The following is a 19,302-nucleotide window of genomic DNA, read 5'->3' on the forward strand; positions in this document are numbered from 1 at the left end:
CCTTTAAGGACAAGAATGGCCAAGATCCTGATCAGCGGCGGCGTGCCGCTCAACGGCGAGGTCGGTATTTCCGGCGCCAAGAATGCGGTGCTGCCGATCCTCGCCTCCTGCCTGCTGGCCGACGAGCCGGTGACCATCAGCAACGTGCCGCACCTGCACGACGTCACCACGTTCATCGAACTGCTCGGCCAGATGGGTGTGCAGCTGGTGCTGGACGACCGCATGAAGATGCACGTCGACCCGCGCTCCATCGACCGCCACGTGGCTCCTTATGACCTGGTGCGCACCATGCGCGCGTCGATCCTGGTGCTCGGTCCGCTGGTGGCCCGCTTCGGCAAGGCCGAGGTCTCGCTGCCCGGCGGCTGCGCGATCGGATCGCGTCCGGTGGACCAGCACATCCGCGGCCTGCAGGCGCTGGGCGCCAAGGTGACCGTGGAGAACGGCTACATCAAGGCTGAGGCCGGGCGCCTGAAGGGCGCGCGCATCGCGATGGACATGGTCACGGTGACCGGCACCGAGAACATCATGATGGCGGCCGCCCTGGCGCAAGGCACCAGCATCATCGAGAACGCGGCGCAGGAACCGGAAGTGGTGGACCTGGCCAACTGCCTGATCGCCATGGGCGCGCAGATCGAGGGCGCCGGCACCTCCACGCTCACCATCCACGGCGTGGAGCGCCTGCATGGCGCCGAGTACGAAGTGCTGCCCGACCGCATCGAGACCGGCACCTTCCTGGTCGGCGCCGCGATGACCGGCGGCAAGGTGCGCGCCCGCAACGCGCGCGCCGGCACGCTGGATTCGGTGCTGGCCAAGCTGGAGGAGGCCGGCGCGCAGATTTCCACCGGACCGGACTGGATCGAACTGGACATGCAAGGCCGTCGCCCGAAGGCGGTCAATATCACCACGGCGCCGTATCCGGCATTCCCCACCGACATGCAGGCGCAGTTCACCGCGCTCAACTGCGTGGCCGAGGGCGTGGGCGTGATCACCGAGACGGTGTTCGAGAACCGCTTCATGCACGCGCATGAGCTGCAGCGCCTCGGCGCGGACATCCGCCTGGAAGGCAACACGGCGATCATCAAGGGCGTGGACAAGATGAGCGGCGCACCGATCATGGCCACCGACCTGCGCGCCTCCGCCTGCCTGGTGCTGGCCGGCCTGGTCGCCCAGGGCGATACCACGGTGGACCGCGTGTACCACATCGATCGCGGCTACGAGAACATCGAGGAAAAGCTGGGCGTGCTGGGCGCGCGGATCCGTCGCCTGCCGTCCTGACCACGAAAAGGCCGGCGCTGCCGCCGGCCTGGCTCGAACGAGGGAGTACGCGACCCGCGTGCTCCCTTTTTCTTTGGGCGCTTAGTGGCCCGTCTTGTAGCTCACCAGCTGGAGCGTGAGATTCCCGCCGTCGCTCTGGGTCAACTTCACCGGCACCAGGTATTTCTGCGGCACGTACCAGGCGCTGAAGCTCTGGTCCTTGTCGGTGCGTTCGACGCGCTGCGCATTGAAGCTGCCGGCAGGCACTTTCACGTTGTCGTTGCCCGCCACTTTGAACTGCTGGTTCTCCACGTTGCGCTTGACCGCCACCGGCAAGGTCACCGTCTGCTTGCCGTCGTGCAGCGCGAGGCCGATCGCATAGGGGGCGGTATTGCGATCGACCAGCCCCGGCGCGGCGGCATAGGTCTCGGCACCCTTGCCGTCGTCGACGCTCACCTGGTTGGCGTTCCAGTCCACGCGCGTGGTGCGCTGCTTGCTCTTGATCGCGGCGTTCATGCGGTAGTCGTATGCCACGGTTTCCGGCGCGCCGTTGTTCCAGCGGAAGCGCGTGGTCTCGCTGGAACTCGCGCCCAGCGCCGCGGCCAGGCCGCCGGTGCCGCGTGTCTGGTTGCTGTATTCCCACTCGTTGCCGGCGGACTTGAGGCTGACGGTGGCCTCGCCGATGACCTGGCCGCCCTGCAGCACCTGATAGGTCGCGGTGAACGGCGCGGGCGCAGCAGCGGCGAAAGCGGTGGTGGCGGAGACGGCCAGCACGAGGCCGGCGAGGAATTTGCGGGGAGAGGTGAGGGTAGCCATGGCGGGGCAGTCTACGCCCGCCGGCTGAACGCCTCGTTGGCTAGCGGACCAGCTCGTCGCCCCGTAGCTCCAGCGGCACGGCCAGCCGCGCGCCGTCGAGCGAGACGCCGTCCGGCGCGGTGAAGGCCAGTCGCCCGGCGGCGATCAGCCGGACCACCGCCGGCAGCAGCCGGTGCTCGTAGGCGAGCAGGCGCCCGGCGAGGCGCTGTTCGTCATCGCCGGTCTCGATGCCGATGCGCGCCTGGGCGATCACCGGGCCGCCGTCGAGCTCGGCGGTGACGTAGTGAACGCTGGCGCCATGCTCCAGGTCGCCCGCCTCAAGCGCGCGGCGATGCGTGTGCAGGCCGCGGTACTTGGGCAGCAGTGACGGATGGATATTGATCATCCGGCCTACCCACGGGTGCAGCGCTTCGCCGTCGAGGATGCGCATAAAGCCGGCCAGCACCACCAAGTCGGCACCGATATCGCGCAGGCGGGCGAAAAGGTCCAGGTCGAAGGCGCGGCGCGAGGCGTAGTCCTTGGGCTTGAGCACCAGGCGCGGAATGCCTGCCGCCTCGGCCAGCGCCAGCGCGCCGGCGGTCGGCTTGTCGCTGGCGACGGCCACGAATTCCACCGGCAGCGCGCCGGCGTCGCGCGCGGCGAGCAGCGCTTGCAGGTTGCTGCCGCGCCCGGAGGCGAGGACCGCGATGCGGAGGGGAGAAGACATGTGCGTGCCGGGCTTCGGGCCGCGCCGGAGAGTGTGGCGCGGCAATGGAGAACGTCAGGTCGCGTGCGCCGGCTCAGCCGATATGCACGCGTTCGTCGCCCTTCGCGGCGACCACTTCGCCGATCACCGAGCTGGCGAGGCCGTGCCGGGACAGCAGCTCCGACGCGCCTGCCACGGCATCGCGTGGCAGGATCACGGTGAAGCCGACGCCGCAGTTGAAGGTGCGCCACATTTCCTCGCGGGCGACCTTGCCTTCGCGCATCAGCCAGTCGAACACCGGCGGCAGCACGATGGCCGCGGCATCGATGGCCAGGCCCAGGCCGTCCGGCACGACGCGGATGATGTTTTCCTTCAGGCCGCCGCCCGTGATGTGCGCCATGCCATGCACCGGCGCGCTCTTGAGCAGTTCCAGCATCGGCTTGACGTAGATGGTGGTCGGGGCCATCAGCGCATCGGCCAGCGTCACGCCGCCCAGGTCGAGGTCCAGCGGGTTGCCCGCGCGCTCGACGATCTTGCGGATCAGCGAGTAGCCGTTGGAGTGCGGTCCGGAGGCGGCCACGCCCAGGATCACGTCGCCCGCCACAATGGCCTCGCCGGTCATCAGCGCCGACTTCTCGACGGCGCCGACGGTGAAGCCCGCCAGGTCGTACTCGCCCGGCGGGTACATGTCCGGCATCTCGGCGGTCTCGCCGCCGATCAGCGCGCAGCCGGCCAGCTCGCAGCCCTTGGCGATGCCGCCGACCACGGCGACGGTGGTGTCGACGTCGAGCTTGCCGGTGGCGAAGTAGTCCAGGAAGAACAGCGGCTCGGCGCCCTGCACGAGCACGTCGTTGACGCACATGCCGACCAGGTCGATGCCGATGGTGTCGTGGCGGCCCAGCTGCTGGGCGAGCTTGAGCTTGGTGCCCACGCCGTCCGTGCCGGAGACCAGCACCGGCTCCTTGTAGCGGCCGGCCAGGTCGAACAGGCCGCCGAAACCGCCCAGGCCGCCCATCACCTCGGGGCGGAACGTGCGCTTGACCAGGGGCTTGATGCGTTCGACCACAGCATTGCCCGCGTCGATATCGACACCGGCGGCGCGGTAGGTAAGAGCGTCGGACATGGGCAGGAACCGGCGGGGAGAAACGCGTAATGATAGACGCTGGGGGGCGGATTGGGCAGACTTCGGGCGGTTTTCCCCTGCCGCCATCCGAGCTTATGCGCCTCTCACGCCTGCTGTTCGTCGGCCTCCTGCTGGCTTTGCTGATCCCCTCCGTGCATGCCCAGGGCCAGGTTTCGCCCTACACGGTGACCGTGCCCGTGACGGATACCAGCGAGGCCAAGCGCGACGAAGCCTTCGGCGTGGCGCTCAGCCAGGTGCTGGCGCGCACGGCCGGCGGCCAGGACCTGCGCGGCAAGCCCGGTTACGACGACGCGCTCAAGTCCGCCCCCGGCATCGTCCAGCAATACCAGTACCAGCGCGCCGCCGGCGGTGGCCTGGCACTGCAGGTCAGCTTCGACCAGGGCGCAGTGCAGCGGGCGGTCAGCCAGATGGGCGTGGCCGGGACCTCGGGCAAGCCCCCGGTGCTCCTGCTGGTGCGCGACGCCGGCGGTACGGTGATGGACGCGAACGCGCTGGCGCCGCTTTCCCAGGCCGTCGCGCAGCGCGGCTACAACGTGGTGCTGGCCGACCCGGCCAAGACCGCCGAAGGGCCGTCGGTGGCCTCGGCCGATTTGCAGCAGATCGTCGACCTGGCCCGGCAGTACAAGACCGGGCTGGTCCTGCTGGGCCAGCTGCGCGCCGACGGCGCGGACTGGAATCTGGTCTCCGGCGGCCCGCAGCAGAAATGGACCAGCGGCGCTCCCGTGACCCAGCAGACCCTGGTCGACGCCGGCAATGCGCTGTCCGACCGGCTCGGCAAGCAGCTCAACGTGATCGGCGCCGGCAACGTGGACGGCAAGCTCTGGGTCAGCGGCGTCAATTCGGCGCTCGACTACGCCAACCTGCTCGCTACGCTGCGGGCCGACCCCATGGTCCGCCAGGTGGTCACGCTGAGCGCGCAGGGGGACGGCATGCTGTTCGCCACCAAGACCGGCCTGCCGCTCAACGTGATGACGGGCAGCCTCACCGCCGGCGGCCGCCTGCTCGAAGGCGACGCCCACACCGGTGCGGACGCCAGCCTCCGCTGGGTGCACTGAGGCCGGACGAGGCACGCGGCGATGCCCGATAGCCGGCCATCGCCCTGGCGGCACCTGCCCAATGCCATCACCGTGTCGCGCGTGGTGCTGGTCCTGCCCATCGGCTGGGCGATCCTGTCGCGCGAGCCGAAGTCGGCCCTGTTCCTGATTGCCTTGGCTGGCTTCACCGACGGCTTGGACGGTTTCCTCGCCCGCCGGTTCGGCTGGCAGAGCCGGCTGGGCGGCGTGCTGGATGCGGTCGCCGACAAAACACTGTTAATCAGCTGCTTCGTGCTGCTGGCCGTGGAGGGCCTCGTGCCGTGGTGGCTGGCAGGCTTGGTATGCGGGCGGGACCTGGTGATCGCGGTCGGCGCGCTGGCGTGGCGGTTGCTGATCGGCGTGCTCAGGCCCGAGCCCAGCTACCTGTCCAAAGCCTGCACGCTGCTGCAGATTCTGTATCTGCTCGCGGTCCTGGCCGCGGCGGCCGGGTGGCCGGTGCCACCGCTCGTGCCGTTGGCCGGAGTGGTCGCCGCCCTATGTGTCGCCAGCGGCGCCGACTATGTCTGGCGCTGGTCCCGGCGCGCCCGCCTGGCCCTGAGTCAGCGCGCGGATGGCGGCTCGCGCTGACAGCGCACCGCGCATCAGTCACACTTGCGCCGAGGCCATGCCGCCCGGCAAGCCGCCCTCGCCATCTCCCTCGACGAGCCGCGACGAATGACCCAGGACACCTCCCGCCGCTGGCAGATGCTGGCGATCACCGTAATCATCCTGTACCTGCTCTGGTTGCTCGCGCCGGTACTGATGCCCTTCGCCGTGGCCGCGATGCTGGCCTACCTGGGCGATCCGCTGGCGGACCGGCTGGAGCGCGTCGGCATGGGCCGCACGCTGGCGGTGAGCGTGGTGTTCTTCGTGCTGGCCCTGGTCGCGGTCGGCGCGATGCTGCTGCTGATTCCGCTCATTTCGCGCCAGGTGGACAACCTGGTGCAGAGCCTGCCGCACTACGTCGACTGGGTGCGCAACACGGCGCTGCCCTGGCTGCAGACCAAGCTGCGGCTGGATCCCAGCGCATTCGATACGGACCGCCTGATCGCGGAGATCAAGGATCACCTCGGCTCGGTGGGCAGCGTCGCCTCGACGGTACTCGGCAAGGTCACGCGCTCCGGCTTCGGCCTGATCGCCTGGATGACCAACCTGGTGCTGATCCCGGTGGTGGCGTTCTACCTGCTGCGCGACTGGGACCGCCTGGTGGCCTGGGTCGACGACATGCTGCCGCGTTCGATCGAGCCGACCGTCGCGCACCTGGCGCGGGAGTCCGACCTGGTGCTGGGGGCCTTCGTGCGTGGCCAACTGCTGGTGATGCTTGCGCTGGGTATCTTCTACGGCGCGGCCCTTTCCATCGTGGGGCTGTCGGTCGGCCCGCTGATCGGCATGATCGCCGGCCTGCTCAGCTTCGTGCCGTATCTCGGTTTCATCGTCGGCTTCGGCTCGGCGGTGATCGCCGTGCTCGTGCAATACGGCGATTGGAGCCATCTGCTGCTGGTGGGATGCGTATTTCTGATCGGCCAGCTGCTGGAAGGCTACGTGCTGGTGCCGCGGCTGGTCGGCGAGAAGATCGGCCTGCACCCGGTGGCGGTGATCTTCGCCGTGCTCGCCGGCGGCTACCTGTGCGGCTTCCTTGGCATCCTGCTGGCGCTGCCGGCCGCCTCCGTAATCCTGGTGGTGCTGCGCTATCTCAGCCAGCGATACCGCCATAGCCGACTGTATACGGAAGAGGGCCGCCAGGACCCGGTGATCGCCGAGATGGACGTCTCGGTGGAGCGGGACGAGGCGGTCGAAGTGGACGTCCGGGTGGACCGGCGTCCGGATGAGGAAGACAAGCAACAATGATCCCCCAGCTTCCCCTGGCGCTGCGCTGGCCGCGGCGCCAGCGCTTCGAGCATTTTCACGCCGGCGGCAATGCCGCCACCGTTGCCATGGTGCGCGAGCTGGCCACCGAGCCGCAGGCGCCGTGGCTGTACCTCAGCGGTCCGCTGGGCAGCGGCAAGAGCCACTTGCTGATGGCCGCCTGCCAGGCCGCGAGCGAAGCGGGGCGGATCGTGCAATACCTGCCGCTGGCCGCGATCGGGCAGCGCGCCGCCGCCATCCGCGGCGTGGCCGGCAGCGAGTTCCTCGCGCTCGACGACCTGGGCGCCATCGCCGGCGACCGCGAAGCGGAGCACGCGCTGTTCGACGTCTACAACCAGGCGCGCGCCGAAGGACGGGTCATGCTGTTCGCGGCCGAGACCGTTCCCGCGCAACTGGGGCTGGGCCTGCCGGATCTGCGTTCGCGCCTCGGCGCCTGCCAGCAGGCGATGCTCCGGCCGCTGGACGACGAGGAGCGGCGCGAGGTGCTGAAGGCGCAGGCGGGTGGGCGCGGCATCGAGCTGGACGACGCGGTGCTGGACTGGCTCTTCGCGCGCTATGCGCGGGACGTGGGCGCCTTGCTGGACCTGCTGGATCGGCTGGACAAGGCCTCGCTGGCCGCGCGCCGGCGGATCACGGTGCCGTTCCTGCGCGAGTTCCTGAAGGATGAAGGCGGCGCGTCGCCCGGTTGAGGCTTTGCCGGGCACGGCCACTCAGGGAAACGAAAAAGGCGCCGCGAAGGCGCCTTTTTCACGATCCTGACAGGGGGCTCAGGCCTTGAGCAGTTGCGGCGTCGACTTGGCGCCGATGATCTCGGTCATGGCCTGCACCACGTGCAGGTTGCCCGCGATGATATTGCCGCTGGCCGGGATGCCGTCGCGGCCGGCGAAATCACCATAGCGGCCGCCGGCTTCGCGCACCAGCAGCAGGCCGGCCGCCATGTCCCACGGCTTCAGGCCGATCTCGAAGTAGCCGTCGTAGCGGCCGGCGGCGACGTAGGCCAGGTCCAGCGCAGCCGAGCCCGAGCGGCGGATGTCCTCGGCCTGACCGAGCAGGGCGCGGGTCATGTCCAGCTGTGCGTCCAGGTGCTGGCGCTGGCGGTACGGGAAGCCGGTGGCGATCATCGCGCCGCCGAGGTTCTCGCGCTTGCTGACGCGGATGCGGCGGTCGTTGAGGTAGGCGCCATCGCCCTTGCTGGCGGTGAACAGTTCGCCGCGCAGCGGATCGAACACCACGCCGTACACCGGCTCACCCTTTTCGAGCAGGGCGATGGACACGGAGAAATGCGGGATGCCGCGCAGGTAGTTGTGCGTGCCATCGAGGGGATCGATCACCCAGACCAGCGGCCCCTTGCCGATCGCACCGCTCTCCTCGGCGAGGATGGCGTGGGTCGGGTAGGCGCGGCGCAGTTCCTTGACGATCTCGGCTTCGGCCAGGCGATCGACTTCCGAGGCGAAGTCCATGCGTTGCTTTTCGACGATGTTGAGACCGTCGATGCGGTTCATGTAGCGCAGGATCACGTTTCCAGCGGCGCGAGCGGCGCGCACCGCGACGTTGACGGCGGGTCTTGGCATGGCTTCGGCTTTCGAAAGAACGGGTTGCGGCCGCGTAGTCTAGCAGGGGGAGGGAACAGGGAACAGGGAACCTTGCGATCCCATGGCGAGGCTGCCGCTCCCCGTTCCCGCTATCCTTTCGCCCCTTTCGCTGCCTGCAGTCCAAGCTCATGCCTACCGCCGACCTGGCTTCCCTCATCCGTTTCGTGCTGGTCCGGACCTCGCATCCGGGGAACATCGGCAGTTCGGCGCGGGCCATGCGCACCATGGGCTTCACGCACATGACCCTGGTCGCGCCGCACCGTTTCCCCCACGCCGAGGCCTCGGCCCTGGCTGCCGGCGCGGACGACGTGCTGGCGGAAGCGGGGGTGCATGAAGGCCTGGTCGATGGCCTGGCCGGCTGCAGCCTGGCGCTGGGCCTGTCGGCGCGCCGGCGCGGGGTGGACCTGGAAGAGCTGTCGCCACGCGAGGCGGCCGGCCGCGTGCTCGCCGCGGCGGCGAGAGGCGAGCAGGTAGCGCTGGTGTTCGGCAACGAACGCACCGGCCTGGAGAATGAGGAACTGGCGCGCTGCCACGCGATGGTGCGCATCCCCAGCGTCGACGACTTCAGCTCGCTCAATCTCTCCCAGGCCGTGCAGGTCATGGCCTACGAGCTGCGCGTGGCCCTGCTGGGCGGCGAGGTGCCGGCGGCGCCGGTGCGCGACGATGCCGAACCGCCGGCCGACGCCGCCCGCATGGAACGCTTCTACGCCCACCTCGCCGAGACGCTCGACGACATCGATTTCCACAAAGGGCGTGCGCCGACGACGATCATGCTGAGGCTGCGCAAGCTGTTCCAGCGCGCGCAGATGGACGAACGCGAGCTGCGCATCCTGCACGGCATCTTTGCCGACGCGCAGCGCATGGCCCGCATGGCCGGCGAAAAGAAATAATCCGCGGCCTGCCCGCTACTGTTCGTCTTCGGCCGGCTCGTCGCGGCGCGCCGGCGTGATCAGCAGCTTGTCGATGCGGGCGCCGTCGAGATCCACGACTTCGAAGCGGATGCCTTGCCAGGCAAAGACCTCGCCGGTCTGCGGAATGTGGCCCAGCGCGGCCATCACCATGCCCGCGGCGGTGCGGTATTCGTGTTCCTGCTCCCCCGGCAGCTGGTCCACGTGCAGCAGTTCGCGCAGGTCGTCAGTGGAAATGGAGCCATCGACCAGCCAGCTGCCGTCTTCGCGGGGCACGATCGGCGCGGTCTCCTCGCCGCCCTGGGTCGCGCGCTGGCTGGCGCCGACCACGGCTGAAAGCAGGTCATTGAGCGTCACCAGCCCCTCGATGTCGCCGTACTCGTCCACCACCAGCGCCAGCTGGGTCTCGGCGTCGCGGAACTCTTCGAGCAGGTCCAGGGCGCGCGCCGTGGCGGGCACGAACAGCGGCTTCGCCATGCGGCCGAATAGGTCCGGCGAGCCGTGGCGGAAATTGCGCAGGAGGTTCTTCACCTCGACCACGCCGACCACGTCGCTCTCGTCCTCGCGATAGACCGGATACCGGGAGTAGGGCGTCTCCCGCATGACCTCGTCGTTTTCCTCGGGCGTGGCGGCTATGTCCAGCCAGGCGATGCGGGTGCGCGGCGTCATCACGCTGTCCACCGTACGATCGCCCAAGCGCAGTACCCGGTTGACCATGTTGTGTTCGTCGGCGTCCAGCACGCCCTGCTCGGCGCTTTCGGCCACCAGCAGGCGGATTTCTTCTTCGGTCACCGCCCCGCTGCCCTTCTGATTCACGCGCAGCAGGCGCAGCAGCTGGGTGCTGGAGAAATTGAGCAGCCACACGAACGGCGTGGCGATGCGCGAGAGCACCAGCATGGGCATGGCGACGAAGCCGGAGAACCGCTCCGGGGCCGACAGCGCCAGGCGCTTGGGTACCAGTTCGCCGAACACGATCTGGATGAAGGAGATCAGCACGAAGCCCAGCACCAGGCCGATGATTTTCGCGTAAGGCTCCAGCCAGGCGGCCTGGCCGCCATGCAGCGCCTCGGCGATGTGGTCGCCCAGGGCGTCGCCGGCCATGGCGCCGGTGATCAGGATCACTAGGGTCATGCCGACCTGGACGGTGGACAGGAAGTGCTCGGGCGCCTCGGCGTGGCGAAGGGCGACGCGGGCGCGCCGGCTGATCTTGGCCATCTGCTTGAGGCGGCTCTTGCGCGAGGCCACCAGGGCCATTTCCGACAGGGCAAAGAAGCCGTTGGCCAGCGCGAGCACGAAGACGGTCGCGATCTCGGTCAGCATCGGGCGGTCAATGAGGTGGGGTGGGGCATGGCGGCCAGTGTAAAGCCTGTGGGGGCCGGGCCGGCGGGGGCGTGGTGCGGGCCCGAGGGGGCGTCCTGTAACATATCCGTCACTTCCTTTCGTTCTTTTACTTCAGGCGCTTCCCGCATGTTTTCACTGCAGACGATCTTCGGCAAAGGCGACAAGTTCTACGGCTTGCTCGAACAAAGCGCGGAGGCGGCGCGGGAAAGCGCCAAGGCCTTGCACGAACTGGTCACCCATACCGACCGCGCTCCAGTGATGGCCGCTTTCGCTTCCGCGAGGGCGCGCGAGAAGGCGCTGGCCGCCCAGATTAGCGAAGAACTGGTCAATACGTTCGTGACCGCGCTCGACCGCGAGGACATCGAGGCGCTGAACTCGGCGCTGTACAAGATCCCGAAGACGGTGGAGAAGTTCGCCGAACGCTATGAGATCGTCGCCCCTCGCGTGTCCGACGTGGACTTCGCCCAGCGCGCCCAGGTGCTGGAACAGGCGACCGGCGTGGTGTCGGAGATGATCGGCGAGCTGCGCCGCGGCCTGCGCATCGACCCGGTCAAGAAGCTGCAGGACCGCATGCAGACGCTCGAATCCGAAGGCGACCGCATGCTGCTCTCGCCGTACCGCACCCTGTACGTGGAAGGCAACGACGCGATGCGCGCCATGCTGGCCAAGGACCTGTTCGAGCTGATCGAGAAGGCCATCGACAAGTGCCGCGACGTCGGCAACATCGTCTATTCCATCGTCCTCAAGAATTCCTGAGGCGACCGCGATGAGCATGGTTCTCGCGGTGGTGCTGATCGCACTGATCTTCACCTACATCAACGGTTTCCACGACACCGCCAACTCCATCGCCACCGTCGTGGCGACGAAGGTACTCACGCCCGGCCAGGCGGTGCTGCTGGCCGCCATCACCAACCTCATCGGTGCCCTGTGGGGCACGGCGGTGGCCAAGACCATCGCCGCGGGCCTGATCGACACCAACGTGGTGGCGGCAGGTTCGCAGCTGCTGATCTGCGCGTTGGGCGCGGCCACGGTGTGGAATCTCATCACCTGGTGGCTGGGGTTGCCTTCCAGCTCCAGCCATGCGCTGGTGGGGGCGCTGGTCGGCGCGGCGATCGCCGCGTCCGGCGACAAGTTCAGCGCGATCATCTGGTCCCAGGGCGGCGACCACTGGTGGCAGGGCAAGGGCGTGGTTCCCAAGGTCGTAGTGCCGATGGTGGTGTCGCCGCTGCTCGGCTTCGTGATGGGCTTCTTGCTGATGGGGGCGCTTTACGCGCTGCTGAGCTGGTTCTCCAACCGTACGGGTTATCTGCGCCGCTTCGGCCGGACTCCGTTCGTCAACAGCTTCTTCGGCAAGGCGCAGATCGTCTCGGCCAGCGCCATGGGCCTGGCCCACGGCATGAACGACGCCCAGAAGAGCATGGGCATCATCGCGCTGGCGCTGGCCGGCGCGACGGCGGCGGGCCAGTTCGACGGGCTGCCGGGCTGGCTGGGTTTCCTGCGCATCCATGGCTCGGCCACGGGCGGCTTCGACGTGCCTTCGTGGGTGGCGGTGGTGTGTGCGCTGACCATGGCCGCGGGCACGGCCGGCGGCGGCTGGCGCATCATCAAGACGCTGGGCCACAAGATGGTGAAGCTGCACCCGATCAACGGTTTCGCCGCCGAAGGTAGTTCGGCCGCGGTGATCCTCACCGCGTCGGCGCTGGGTGTGCCGGTCTCCACCACGCACAACGTGTCAGCCTCGATCATGGGTGTCGGAGCCGCCAAGCGCTGGAACGCGATCCGCTGGTCGGTGGTGGAGCGCATGGTGTGGGCCTGGATTCTCACGCTGCCCATCACGGCCCTGCTGGCTTATGGCGGCGTGCGCCTGGCGCAGTGGCTGTTCTGACGCGTGTTCAGAAATCGTCGCCGCCGTCGGCGACGACTTGCTCGAGCTGGTCGCCCAGGATGCCCAGCTCCTGGATCACCCGCACCAGCTCCTCGGCCGACAGCAGCTCGTAGGGTCGGTTTTCGCACAGGTGCAGGAAGGGCGAGCCGTCCAGATCGGCCACGGCGAGGAAGCCGACCCGCTGCTCCCAGTTGAAACGCAGGCAGCGGCGCGCGTCTGCACCGGCGAAAGGTCCGATCGGCGTGGAGATGCGCAGGAAGCGCCGGCCGGATTCGTCCTCCAACTCCGCGAGGTAGATGCCCTGGTGCCTGCCGCGCGGCAGCGGCAGGTCGAAGCTGATCAGGTACGGATCATTGTGGCGCAGCTCGTGCAGGCTGCCGATGTGGGAACGCACGGCTTCGAAATGTCGCATGAGGCGGCTCCCCGGCAGGATACGGCTTCCGCTACTCTGCCACGACTTTGTGACCGCGTCGCGCCATGAACGAAGCCCACGCCCGCATCTTCGCCGCCATTGCGGCCATTCCCCCCGGACGCGTCGCCAGCTACGGCGCGATCGCGGCGCGGGCCGGTTTGCCGGGGCGGGCGCGACTGGTGGGAAAGGTACTCGGCGAAGTGCCGGACGGTATGCGACTTCCGTGGTTCCGCGTGCTGCGCTCCAGCGGCCAGATCGCCTTTCCGCCGGGCAGCCGCGGGTTCCGCGAGCAATCCCGCCTGCTGCGCGCGGAGGGTGTCGAGGTAAGGAACGGCAAGGTGCCGCTGTCGCGCTTCGGTCTGGATGCGGACTTGGATCGCTCGCTGTGGGGTATGCCTGGCGACTAAGCCGGGAGTGACAGCCGATCGCGGGCAGGCCGTCAGTGACGCCGGGGTTGGGCCGACCGGCATGCGGGCGGAATTCCCACAAGTCTTGGCGCCGCAGGCCGGCAGCCGGTCCACCTGCATTTGCTAGCATTCCACGAATGTCTTCCTCGCCTCTCGACATCCTCCACAGCGTCTTCGGCTATACCCATTTCCGCGGCCAGCAGCAGGCCATCGTCGAGCAGGTGGCCGAAGGCGGCGACGCCCTGGTGCTGATGCCTACCGGCGGGGGCAAGTCGTTGTGTTTCCAGATTCCCGCGCTGCTGCGGCAGGGCATAGGCATTGTGGTGTCGCCGCTGATCGCCCTGATGCAGGATCAGGTCGACGCGCTGCGCGAAGCCGGCGTCGCCGCCGCCTATCTCAATTCGAGCCTGGGCGCGGAGGATCAGCGCGAGGTCGAGCGGCAATTGCTTGCCGGTGAGCTCAACCTGCTCTACGTGGCGCCGGAGCGCCTGCTGACGCCGCGTTTCCTGAGCCTGCTCGAACGCACCGAGGTGGCGCTGTTCGCCATCGACGAAGCGCATTGCGTATCGCAGTGGGGGCACGATTTCCGGCCGGAATACCGCGAACTGGTGATCTTGCATCAGCGCTTTCCGCACGTGCCGCGCATCGCGCTCACCGCCACCGCCGACCCGCGCACGCGCGAGGAGATCGTGGAGCGCCTGGCGCTGCAGGATGCGCGGCAGTTCGTATCGAGCTTCGACCGGCCCAACATCCGTTACCGCGTGGGCCTGCGCCACAACGCGCGGCGTCAGCTGATGGATTTTCTCGAAGGCCATCGCGGCGAGGCGGGCATCGTGTACTGCCTGAGCCGCAAGAAGGTGGACGACACCGCGGCCTGGCTGGCGGAGGCCGGCATCGTGGCCCTGCCGTACCACGCAGGGTTGAACGCCGCCACGCGCGCGGCCAATCAGCAACGTTTCCTGCGCGAGGATGGCGTGGTGATGGTGGCGACGGTGGCTTTCGGCATGGGCATCGACAAGCCGGACGTGCGCTTCGTGGCCCACCTGGATCTGCCGCGCAGCATGGAGGGCTACTACCAGGAAACCGGTCGCGCCGGCCGCGACGGCCTGCCTGCGGAGGCGTGGATGATCTACGGCCTCTCCGACGTAGTCACGATGAGCCAGATGATCGCCCAGTCCGAATCGGCGGATGATCGCAAGCGCATCGAGCGGCAGAAGCTCGAGGCGCTGCTCGCCTACGCCGAGGCCACGGACTGCCGGCGCGAGCGCTTGCTTGCTGCGTTCGGCGAAACCTATCGCGGCCCGTGCAAGAACTGCGACAACTGCGCGGAACCCCCAAAGACCTGGGATGCCACCGTGCCCGCGCAGAAGGCCTTGTCCGCGGTGTACCGCAGCGGGCAGCGCTTCGGCGCCGGCCACGTCATCGATATCCTGCGCGGCAGCGACAGCAACCGCGTGAGCGAACTGGGACACGATCGCCTCAGCACCTACGGCATCGGCGCGGACATGGACGAGAAGCAATGGCGCTCGGTGTTCCGCCAGCTGCTGGCGGCCGGCCTGCTCGAGGCGGAAGGGGACTTCGGCACCCTGCGCCTGACCCGGGCAAGCCGAGAGGTGCTGGTCGGCGGTCGCCAGGTGCGCCTGCGCGAGGACGTGCGGCCCGAGCGCCGGTCGAGGCGGCGGCGCGACAGCCAGCTCGTCACCGGTGGCAGCCTGGGCATCGAAGCCTACGAACAGCCGATGTGGGACGCCCTGCGCGCGCTCCGCGCCAAGCTGGCCAAGCAGCACGGGGTGCCCGCCTACGTGATCTTCCACGACGCGACCTTGCTGGCCATGCTGCGCGAGCTGCCGGCGAACGAGGAAGAGATGGCCTCGATCAGCGGCGTGGGCGAGGCGAAGCTCAAGCGCTATGGCCACGATTTCCTCGCGGTGATCAACGCCAAGGACTGAGCGCGCGGCCGCGCTGCGGCAAGCGAGCCTCGCCGAGGCAGGACGCTTTGCGCTTGTGCCGGTCACGGGCAACCCTTACAACAGATGGATGCGCTGTGGCGGAGCGCGCGTTTCCGCCGCGGGCTGCGTCTTCCGAAGACCTCCGGCTTTCCGCTCAACTCGCTCAAGGACCGCGCCATGCATGACGCCCCTCTCATTGGCACGATCGTTGGCGGGATCGTGCTCGCCTTCTTCTTTGCGGCCCTTGCGCACCGCCTGAAACTGCCGCCGCTGGCTGGTTATCTGCTTGCCGGCGTGGTCTGCGGACCGTTCACGCCTGGATTCGTCGCGGACGGACATCTCGCGCATCAGCTGGCGGAGATCGGCGTCGTGCTGCTGATGTTCGGTGTGGGGCTGCACTTCTCGCTGAAAGATCTGCTTTCGGTCAAAGCCATCGCCATCCCCGGCGCCCTCGGCCAGATGGCGGTGGCCACCATGCTGGGCATGCTGCTCGGCTGGATGCTGGGCTGGCCGGTGGCGCAGAGTTTCGTGTTCGGCCTGGCCTTGTCGGTCGCCAGCACCGTGGTGCTGCTGCGCGCGATGGAGGAGCGGCGCCTAATGGATACGGAGCGCGGACGCATCGCGGTGGGCTGGCTGATCGTGGAGGACCTGGCGATGGTGCTCGCGCTCGTGCTGCTGCCGGCGATCGGGGCGTCACTGGGTGCGGGGCAGGCTATGTCGTTCGGAGAAATCGCGGCGACTGTCGGCATCACCGTGGGCAAGGTGGTGGCGTTCGTGGCGGTGATGTTGATTGTGGGTCGCCGCCTCATTCCCTGGGTGCTGAAGGTGATCGCGCAGACGGGGTCGCGCGAGCTGTTCCGCCTGGCCGTGCTGGCCATCGCGCTGGGCGTGGCCTTCGGCGCCGCGGGGCTGTTCGGGGTTTCCTTCGAGCTGGGCGCGTTCTTCGCCGGCATGATGATGGGCGAATCCAAGCTGTCGCACGACGCCGCCGAAGAAACGCTGCCGTTGCGCGACGCTTTCGCGGTGCTGTTCTTCGTGTCGATCGGCATGCTGTTCAACTACCACGTGCTGTTTGCCGAGCCCCTGGTGGTGCTGGCCGCGCTGGCGATCATCGTGGTGGGCAAGTCGCTCGCCGCGCTCGGCATCGTGCTGGCGTTCCGCAAACCGTTGAGTACGGCGCTGACCATTGCCGTCAGTCTTTCACAGATCGGCGAGTTCTCCTTCATCCTGATCGGCGTGGGTGTCGCGCAGAACCTCGTTACGAAGGACGCGCAGGATGTACTGCTCGCTGCTGCGATCCTGTCCATTCTGCTCAATCCGTTGCTGTTCAAACTGCTGGATCGTGCGAAGGCCCGGCTGGATGCGAGCACCAGCCAGGGCGAGGCGCCAGCGGGCGCGGTCGAGGCTGCGCCGCTGCATTCGACCGCGCTCAGCGGCCATGTCGTGATTGCCGGCTACGGCCGCCTGGGCCAGCTGCTGGGCGAGGCCGCGCACGCCGCGGGACATCCCCTGCTGGTACTCGAGGAGGAGAAGGATCATGTCGCCGTGCTGCAGCAGCAAGGGATCGAGACCATCGTCGGCAACGCGTCCAGCGACGAGGTGCTCGAGGCAGCCAATCTGCCGCAGGCAAAGGCGCTGCTGGTGACCTTGCCGCAGGCGTTCGAGAGCGGCGAAGTCATCCGCGCGGCACGGCAGCTCAATGCGAAGTTGCGCATCATCGCCCGCGCCGATTCCGAGGCATGCCGCGATCACCTGCAGGCGCAGGGCGCAGATCTGGTCGTATTGGGCGAACGCGAACTGGCGCGTGCGATGACCGAAGGGTTGGCCCCGGCTTGAAGCGGTGGAGGCGATCAGCCGGCGAGCCGCCAGCGGATCACTGGCTCGCCTGACGCACGCGCGTGCGTCAACGCCAGTTGCGGAATATGACGCCAGTCGGCGAGCGATGCCGGCAGACGTGCCTGCGGCCACTCGGCACGAAGGGCGGCCAGTGCCGCTTCGGCACTGTCGTGGCGTCCGGTTTCCTGCATGTCGAACATGCTCCGCCAGCGTCGGCCGTGCCTGATGATGCGGAACAGGCCTGCCTTGGCGGGGTAGACGTATTGGGCCAGCATGGTGCGGTCTTGCGTGGGGACGGTGCCGGTATAGCCTGCCCCGGACAAATGACCGGATCATGATTCGCCGACGACGGCTTCATGGCGCTCGCGTGAGTGTCGTGTCAACGAACGCGGGCCGGAACGCGGTCCGGCCCTGCCTGTATTCCGGCCTCAGGCAGTGGCGACTGCCGCCTGCCGTTCCTGGGCGCGCACCGGCGCGCCATTCGCCACGTAGTAGGAAGCCTTGGATCGCGGCAGCGGCTCGCGGCCGCGGATCATGTCGGCGATCTTCTCGGCCATCATGATGGTCGGCGCGTTGAGGTTGCCGGTGATGACCTGCGGCATGATCGACGCATCCACCACGCGCAGGCCTTCGAGGCCATGCACGCGCCCCTGGCCATCCACCACGCACATGTCGTCCTCGCCCATCTGGTTGGAGCACGAGGGGTGGTACGCGGTCTCGGCGTGAGCGCGCACGAAGGCGTCGAGCTGGGCGTCGGTCTTCAGTTCGGCGCCGGGCGAGATCTCGCGGCCGCGGTACGGCGCCAGGGCCTTCTGCTGGAAGATTTCGCGGGTGATGCGGATGGCGGCGCGGAACTCCCGCCAATCCTGCTCGTGCGACATGTAGTTGAACAGGATGCTCGGATGCTGGTGCGGATCCCTCGAGCGCAGCTGGATGCGGCCACGGCTCGGCGAGCGCATCGAACCGACGTGGGCCTGGAAGCTGTGCGTCCTGATCGGATTGCTGCCGTTGTAATTGATCGCCACCGGCAGGAAGTGGTACTGCAGGTTCGGCCATTCGAATTCTTCATGGCTGCGGATGAAGCCGCCCGCCTCGAACTGGTTGCTGGCGCCGATGCCGGTGCCGAGGAACAGCCACTCCGCGCCGATCTTCGGCTGGTTGTGCAGCTTCAATGCCGGGGCGAGCGAGACGGGCTTCTTGCATTCGTACTGGAGGTACATCTCCAGGTGATCCTGCAGGTTCTGGCCCACGCCGGGCAGGTGGTGCACGAGGGGAATGTCCAGGCCGCGCAGCAGGTCGGCCGGGCCGACGCCGGAGCGCTGCAAGATCTGCGGCGAAGCGATGGCGCCACCACACAACAGGACTTCGCGCCGCGCGTGTGCCTGCATCGTTTCGCCGCCGCCCAGCCATTCCACTCCGATGGCACGCTTGCCGGAAAACAGGATGCGATCGGTGAGCGCGTGCGTGACGATCGTGAGGTTCGGGCGGCCACGCGCCTGGTCCAGGTAGCCGCGCGCCGTGCTGGCGCGGCGGCCTTGCGGCGTCACCGTGCGGTCCATCGGACCGAAGCCTTCCTGCTGGTAACCGTTGAGGTCGTCGGTGCGCGGATAGCCCGCCTGCACGCCGGCTTCCACCATGGCGTGGAACAGCTCGTTGTTGCCTGGCTTGGGCGTGGTCACGCTGACCGGGCCGTCGCCGCCGTGGTAATCGTTCGGACCGATGTCGCGCGATTCCGCCTTGCGGAAGTAGGGCAGGCAGTCGAGATAGGTCCAGTTTTCCAGGCCCGGGCGCTTGGCCCAGTGATCGTAGTCGAGCGCGTTGCCGCGGATGTAGCACATGCCATTGATCAGCGAGGAGCCGCCCAGACCCTTGCCGCGGCCGCATTCCATCCGCCGGTTGTCCATATGCGGTTCCGGGTCGGTGAGATAGGCCCAGTTGTAGCGCCGGCCCTGCAGCGGGAAGGCCAGCGCCGCCGGCATCTGCGTGCGGAAATCCAGGCGGTAGTCGGGGCCGCCGGCTTCCAGCAGCAGCACGGTGACGTCCGCGTCCTCGGTCAGGCGGGTTGCCAGCACGTTACCGGCCGAGCCGGCGCCGATGATGATGTAGTCGTAGGCCTTGATGGCGTTCATGGGAG

The 19,302-nt window shown here is 68.2% G+C and carries 19 protein-coding genes; 11 read left to right on the top strand and 8 right to left on the bottom strand.

Annotated elements, in window-relative coordinates:
- The first annotated feature begins 15 nt into the window (after positions 1 to 15).
- Positions 16 to 1,275, top strand: a complete 1,260-nt coding sequence (murA, locus tag RKE25_RS06070; RefSeq protein WP_311841358.1) for a UDP-N-acetylglucosamine 1-carboxyvinyltransferase — start codon at positions 16 to 18, stop codon at positions 1,273 to 1,275.
- Positions 1,276 to 1,356: 81 nt separating this feature from the next.
- Here the strand turns inward: murA and RKE25_RS06075 are convergent, their stop codons facing one another.
- The 3 genes from RKE25_RS06075 to purM form a co-directional block, all read right to left on the bottom strand.
- A complete protein-coding gene (locus tag RKE25_RS06075) occupies positions 1,357 to 2,070 on the bottom strand; it encodes a DUF3108 domain-containing protein (protein ID WP_311841359.1) in 714 nt (237 codons plus the stop codon).
- 40 nt (positions 2,071 to 2,110) lie between these two features.
- Positions 2,111 to 2,776, bottom strand: coding sequence for a phosphoribosylglycinamide formyltransferase (purN, locus tag RKE25_RS06080; protein WP_311841360.1), 666 nt, complete (start codon positions 2,774 to 2,776; stop codon positions 2,111 to 2,113).
- 73 nt (positions 2,777 to 2,849) lie between these two features.
- A complete protein-coding gene (gene purM, locus RKE25_RS06085; RefSeq protein ID WP_311841361.1) occupies positions 2,850 to 3,878 on the bottom strand; it encodes a phosphoribosylformylglycinamidine cyclo-ligase in 1,029 nt (342 codons plus the stop codon).
- 95 nt (positions 3,879 to 3,973) lie between these two features.
- Here purM and RKE25_RS06090 point away from each other — a divergent pair, with 95 nt between their 5' ends.
- From RKE25_RS06090 to hda, 4 genes are all read left to right on the top strand, one after another.
- On the top strand, positions 3,974 to 4,954 hold the full coding sequence (locus RKE25_RS06090; RefSeq protein ID WP_311841362.1) for a DUF2066 domain-containing protein: 981 nt from the start codon (positions 3,974 to 3,976) through the stop codon (positions 4,952 to 4,954).
- Between the two features lie 21 nt (positions 4,955 to 4,975).
- Entirely contained in the window at positions 4,976 to 5,560 is a 585-nt protein-coding gene (locus tag RKE25_RS06095; RefSeq protein WP_311841363.1) for a CDP-alcohol phosphatidyltransferase family protein, read from the top strand.
- Positions 5,561 to 5,647: 87 nt separating this feature from the next.
- Positions 5,648 to 6,820 (top strand): AI-2E family transporter, encoded by a 1,173-nt coding sequence (locus tag RKE25_RS06100; protein WP_311841364.1) that lies wholly within the window; start codon positions 5,648 to 5,650, stop codon positions 6,818 to 6,820.
- Positions 6,817 to 7,527, top strand: coding sequence for a DnaA regulatory inactivator Hda (gene hda, locus RKE25_RS06105; protein ID WP_311841365.1), 711 nt, complete (start codon positions 6,817 to 6,819; stop codon positions 7,525 to 7,527). The genes RKE25_RS06100 and hda overlap by 4 nt, the downstream gene beginning before the upstream one ends.
- Positions 7,528 to 7,605: 78 nt before the next feature.
- Here the strand turns inward: hda and RKE25_RS06110 are convergent, their stop codons facing one another.
- Positions 7,606 to 8,409 (bottom strand): inositol monophosphatase family protein, encoded by an 804-nt coding sequence (locus RKE25_RS06110; protein ID WP_311841366.1) that lies wholly within the window; start codon positions 8,407 to 8,409, stop codon positions 7,606 to 7,608.
- A gap of 149 nt (positions 8,410 to 8,558) precedes the next feature.
- Between RKE25_RS06110 and RKE25_RS06115 the strand changes: the two genes are divergently transcribed.
- The gene (locus RKE25_RS06115) at positions 8,559 to 9,320 is read left to right on the top strand and encodes an RNA methyltransferase (protein ID WP_311841367.1); all 762 of its coding nucleotides are present in this window, start codon (positions 8,559 to 8,561) and stop codon (positions 9,318 to 9,320) included.
- A 15-nt stretch (positions 9,321 to 9,335) separates the two neighbouring features.
- Here RKE25_RS06115 and RKE25_RS06120 read toward each other — a convergent pair whose 3' ends face one another.
- A complete protein-coding gene (locus RKE25_RS06120) occupies positions 9,336 to 10,658 on the bottom strand; it encodes a hemolysin family protein (protein ID WP_311841368.1) in 1,323 nt (440 codons plus the stop codon).
- Positions 10,659 to 10,805: 147 nt separating this feature from the next.
- Between RKE25_RS06120 and RKE25_RS06125 the strand changes: the two genes are divergently transcribed.
- Both RKE25_RS06125 and RKE25_RS06130 read left to right on the top strand, forming a co-directional pair.
- Positions 10,806 to 11,435: a pit accessory protein gene (locus RKE25_RS06125; RefSeq protein WP_311841369.1), complete on the top strand. Its 630-nt coding sequence runs from the start codon at positions 10,806 to 10,808 to the stop codon at positions 11,433 to 11,435.
- A 10-nt stretch (positions 11,436 to 11,445) separates the two neighbouring features.
- Entirely contained in the window at positions 11,446 to 12,564 is a 1,119-nt protein-coding gene (locus RKE25_RS06130; protein ID WP_311841370.1) for an inorganic phosphate transporter, read from the top strand.
- A gap of 7 nt (positions 12,565 to 12,571) precedes the next feature.
- Here the strand turns inward: RKE25_RS06130 and RKE25_RS06135 are convergent, their stop codons facing one another.
- Positions 12,572 to 12,976, bottom strand: a complete 405-nt coding sequence (locus RKE25_RS06135) for a hypothetical protein (protein WP_311841371.1) — start codon at positions 12,974 to 12,976, stop codon at positions 12,572 to 12,574.
- Positions 12,977 to 13,041: 65 nt separating this feature from the next.
- On the opposite strand from RKE25_RS06135, the gene RKE25_RS06140 reads away from it, so the two are divergent.
- The 3 genes from RKE25_RS06140 to ybaL all read left to right on the top strand — a co-directional run bounded on the left by RKE25_RS06140 (position 13,042) and on the right by ybaL (position 17,168).
- On the top strand, positions 13,042 to 13,383 hold the full coding sequence (locus RKE25_RS06140) for an MGMT family protein (protein WP_311841372.1): 342 nt from the start codon (positions 13,042 to 13,044) through the stop codon (positions 13,381 to 13,383).
- Between the two features lie 137 nt (positions 13,384 to 13,520).
- Positions 13,521 to 15,332 (top strand): DNA helicase RecQ, encoded by a 1,812-nt coding sequence (gene recQ, locus RKE25_RS06145; protein WP_311841373.1) that lies wholly within the window; start codon positions 13,521 to 13,523, stop codon positions 15,330 to 15,332.
- 177 nt (positions 15,333 to 15,509) lie between these two features.
- On the top strand, positions 15,510 to 17,168 hold the full coding sequence (gene ybaL, locus RKE25_RS06150) for a YbaL family putative K(+) efflux transporter (RefSeq protein ID WP_311841374.1): 1,659 nt from the start codon (positions 15,510 to 15,512) through the stop codon (positions 17,166 to 17,168).
- A gap of 14 nt (positions 17,169 to 17,182) precedes the next feature.
- On the opposite strand, the gene RKE25_RS06155 is transcribed toward ybaL, so the two are convergent.
- On the bottom strand, positions 17,183 to 17,443 hold the full coding sequence (locus RKE25_RS06155; protein WP_311841375.1) for a hypothetical protein: 261 nt from the start codon (positions 17,441 to 17,443) through the stop codon (positions 17,183 to 17,185).
- 153 nt (positions 17,444 to 17,596) lie between these two features.
- Complete coding sequence (gene betA, locus RKE25_RS06160; RefSeq protein ID WP_311841376.1) at positions 17,597 to 19,297, bottom strand: choline dehydrogenase; 1,701 nt, start codon at positions 19,295 to 19,297, stop codon at positions 17,597 to 17,599.
- Positions 19,298 to 19,302 lie beyond the last annotated feature (5 nt).

It is taken from the genome of Dyella sp. BiH032, assembly GCF_031954525.1.
Classification (GTDB): domain Bacteria; phylum Pseudomonadota; class Gammaproteobacteria; order Xanthomonadales; family Rhodanobacteraceae; genus Dyella_D.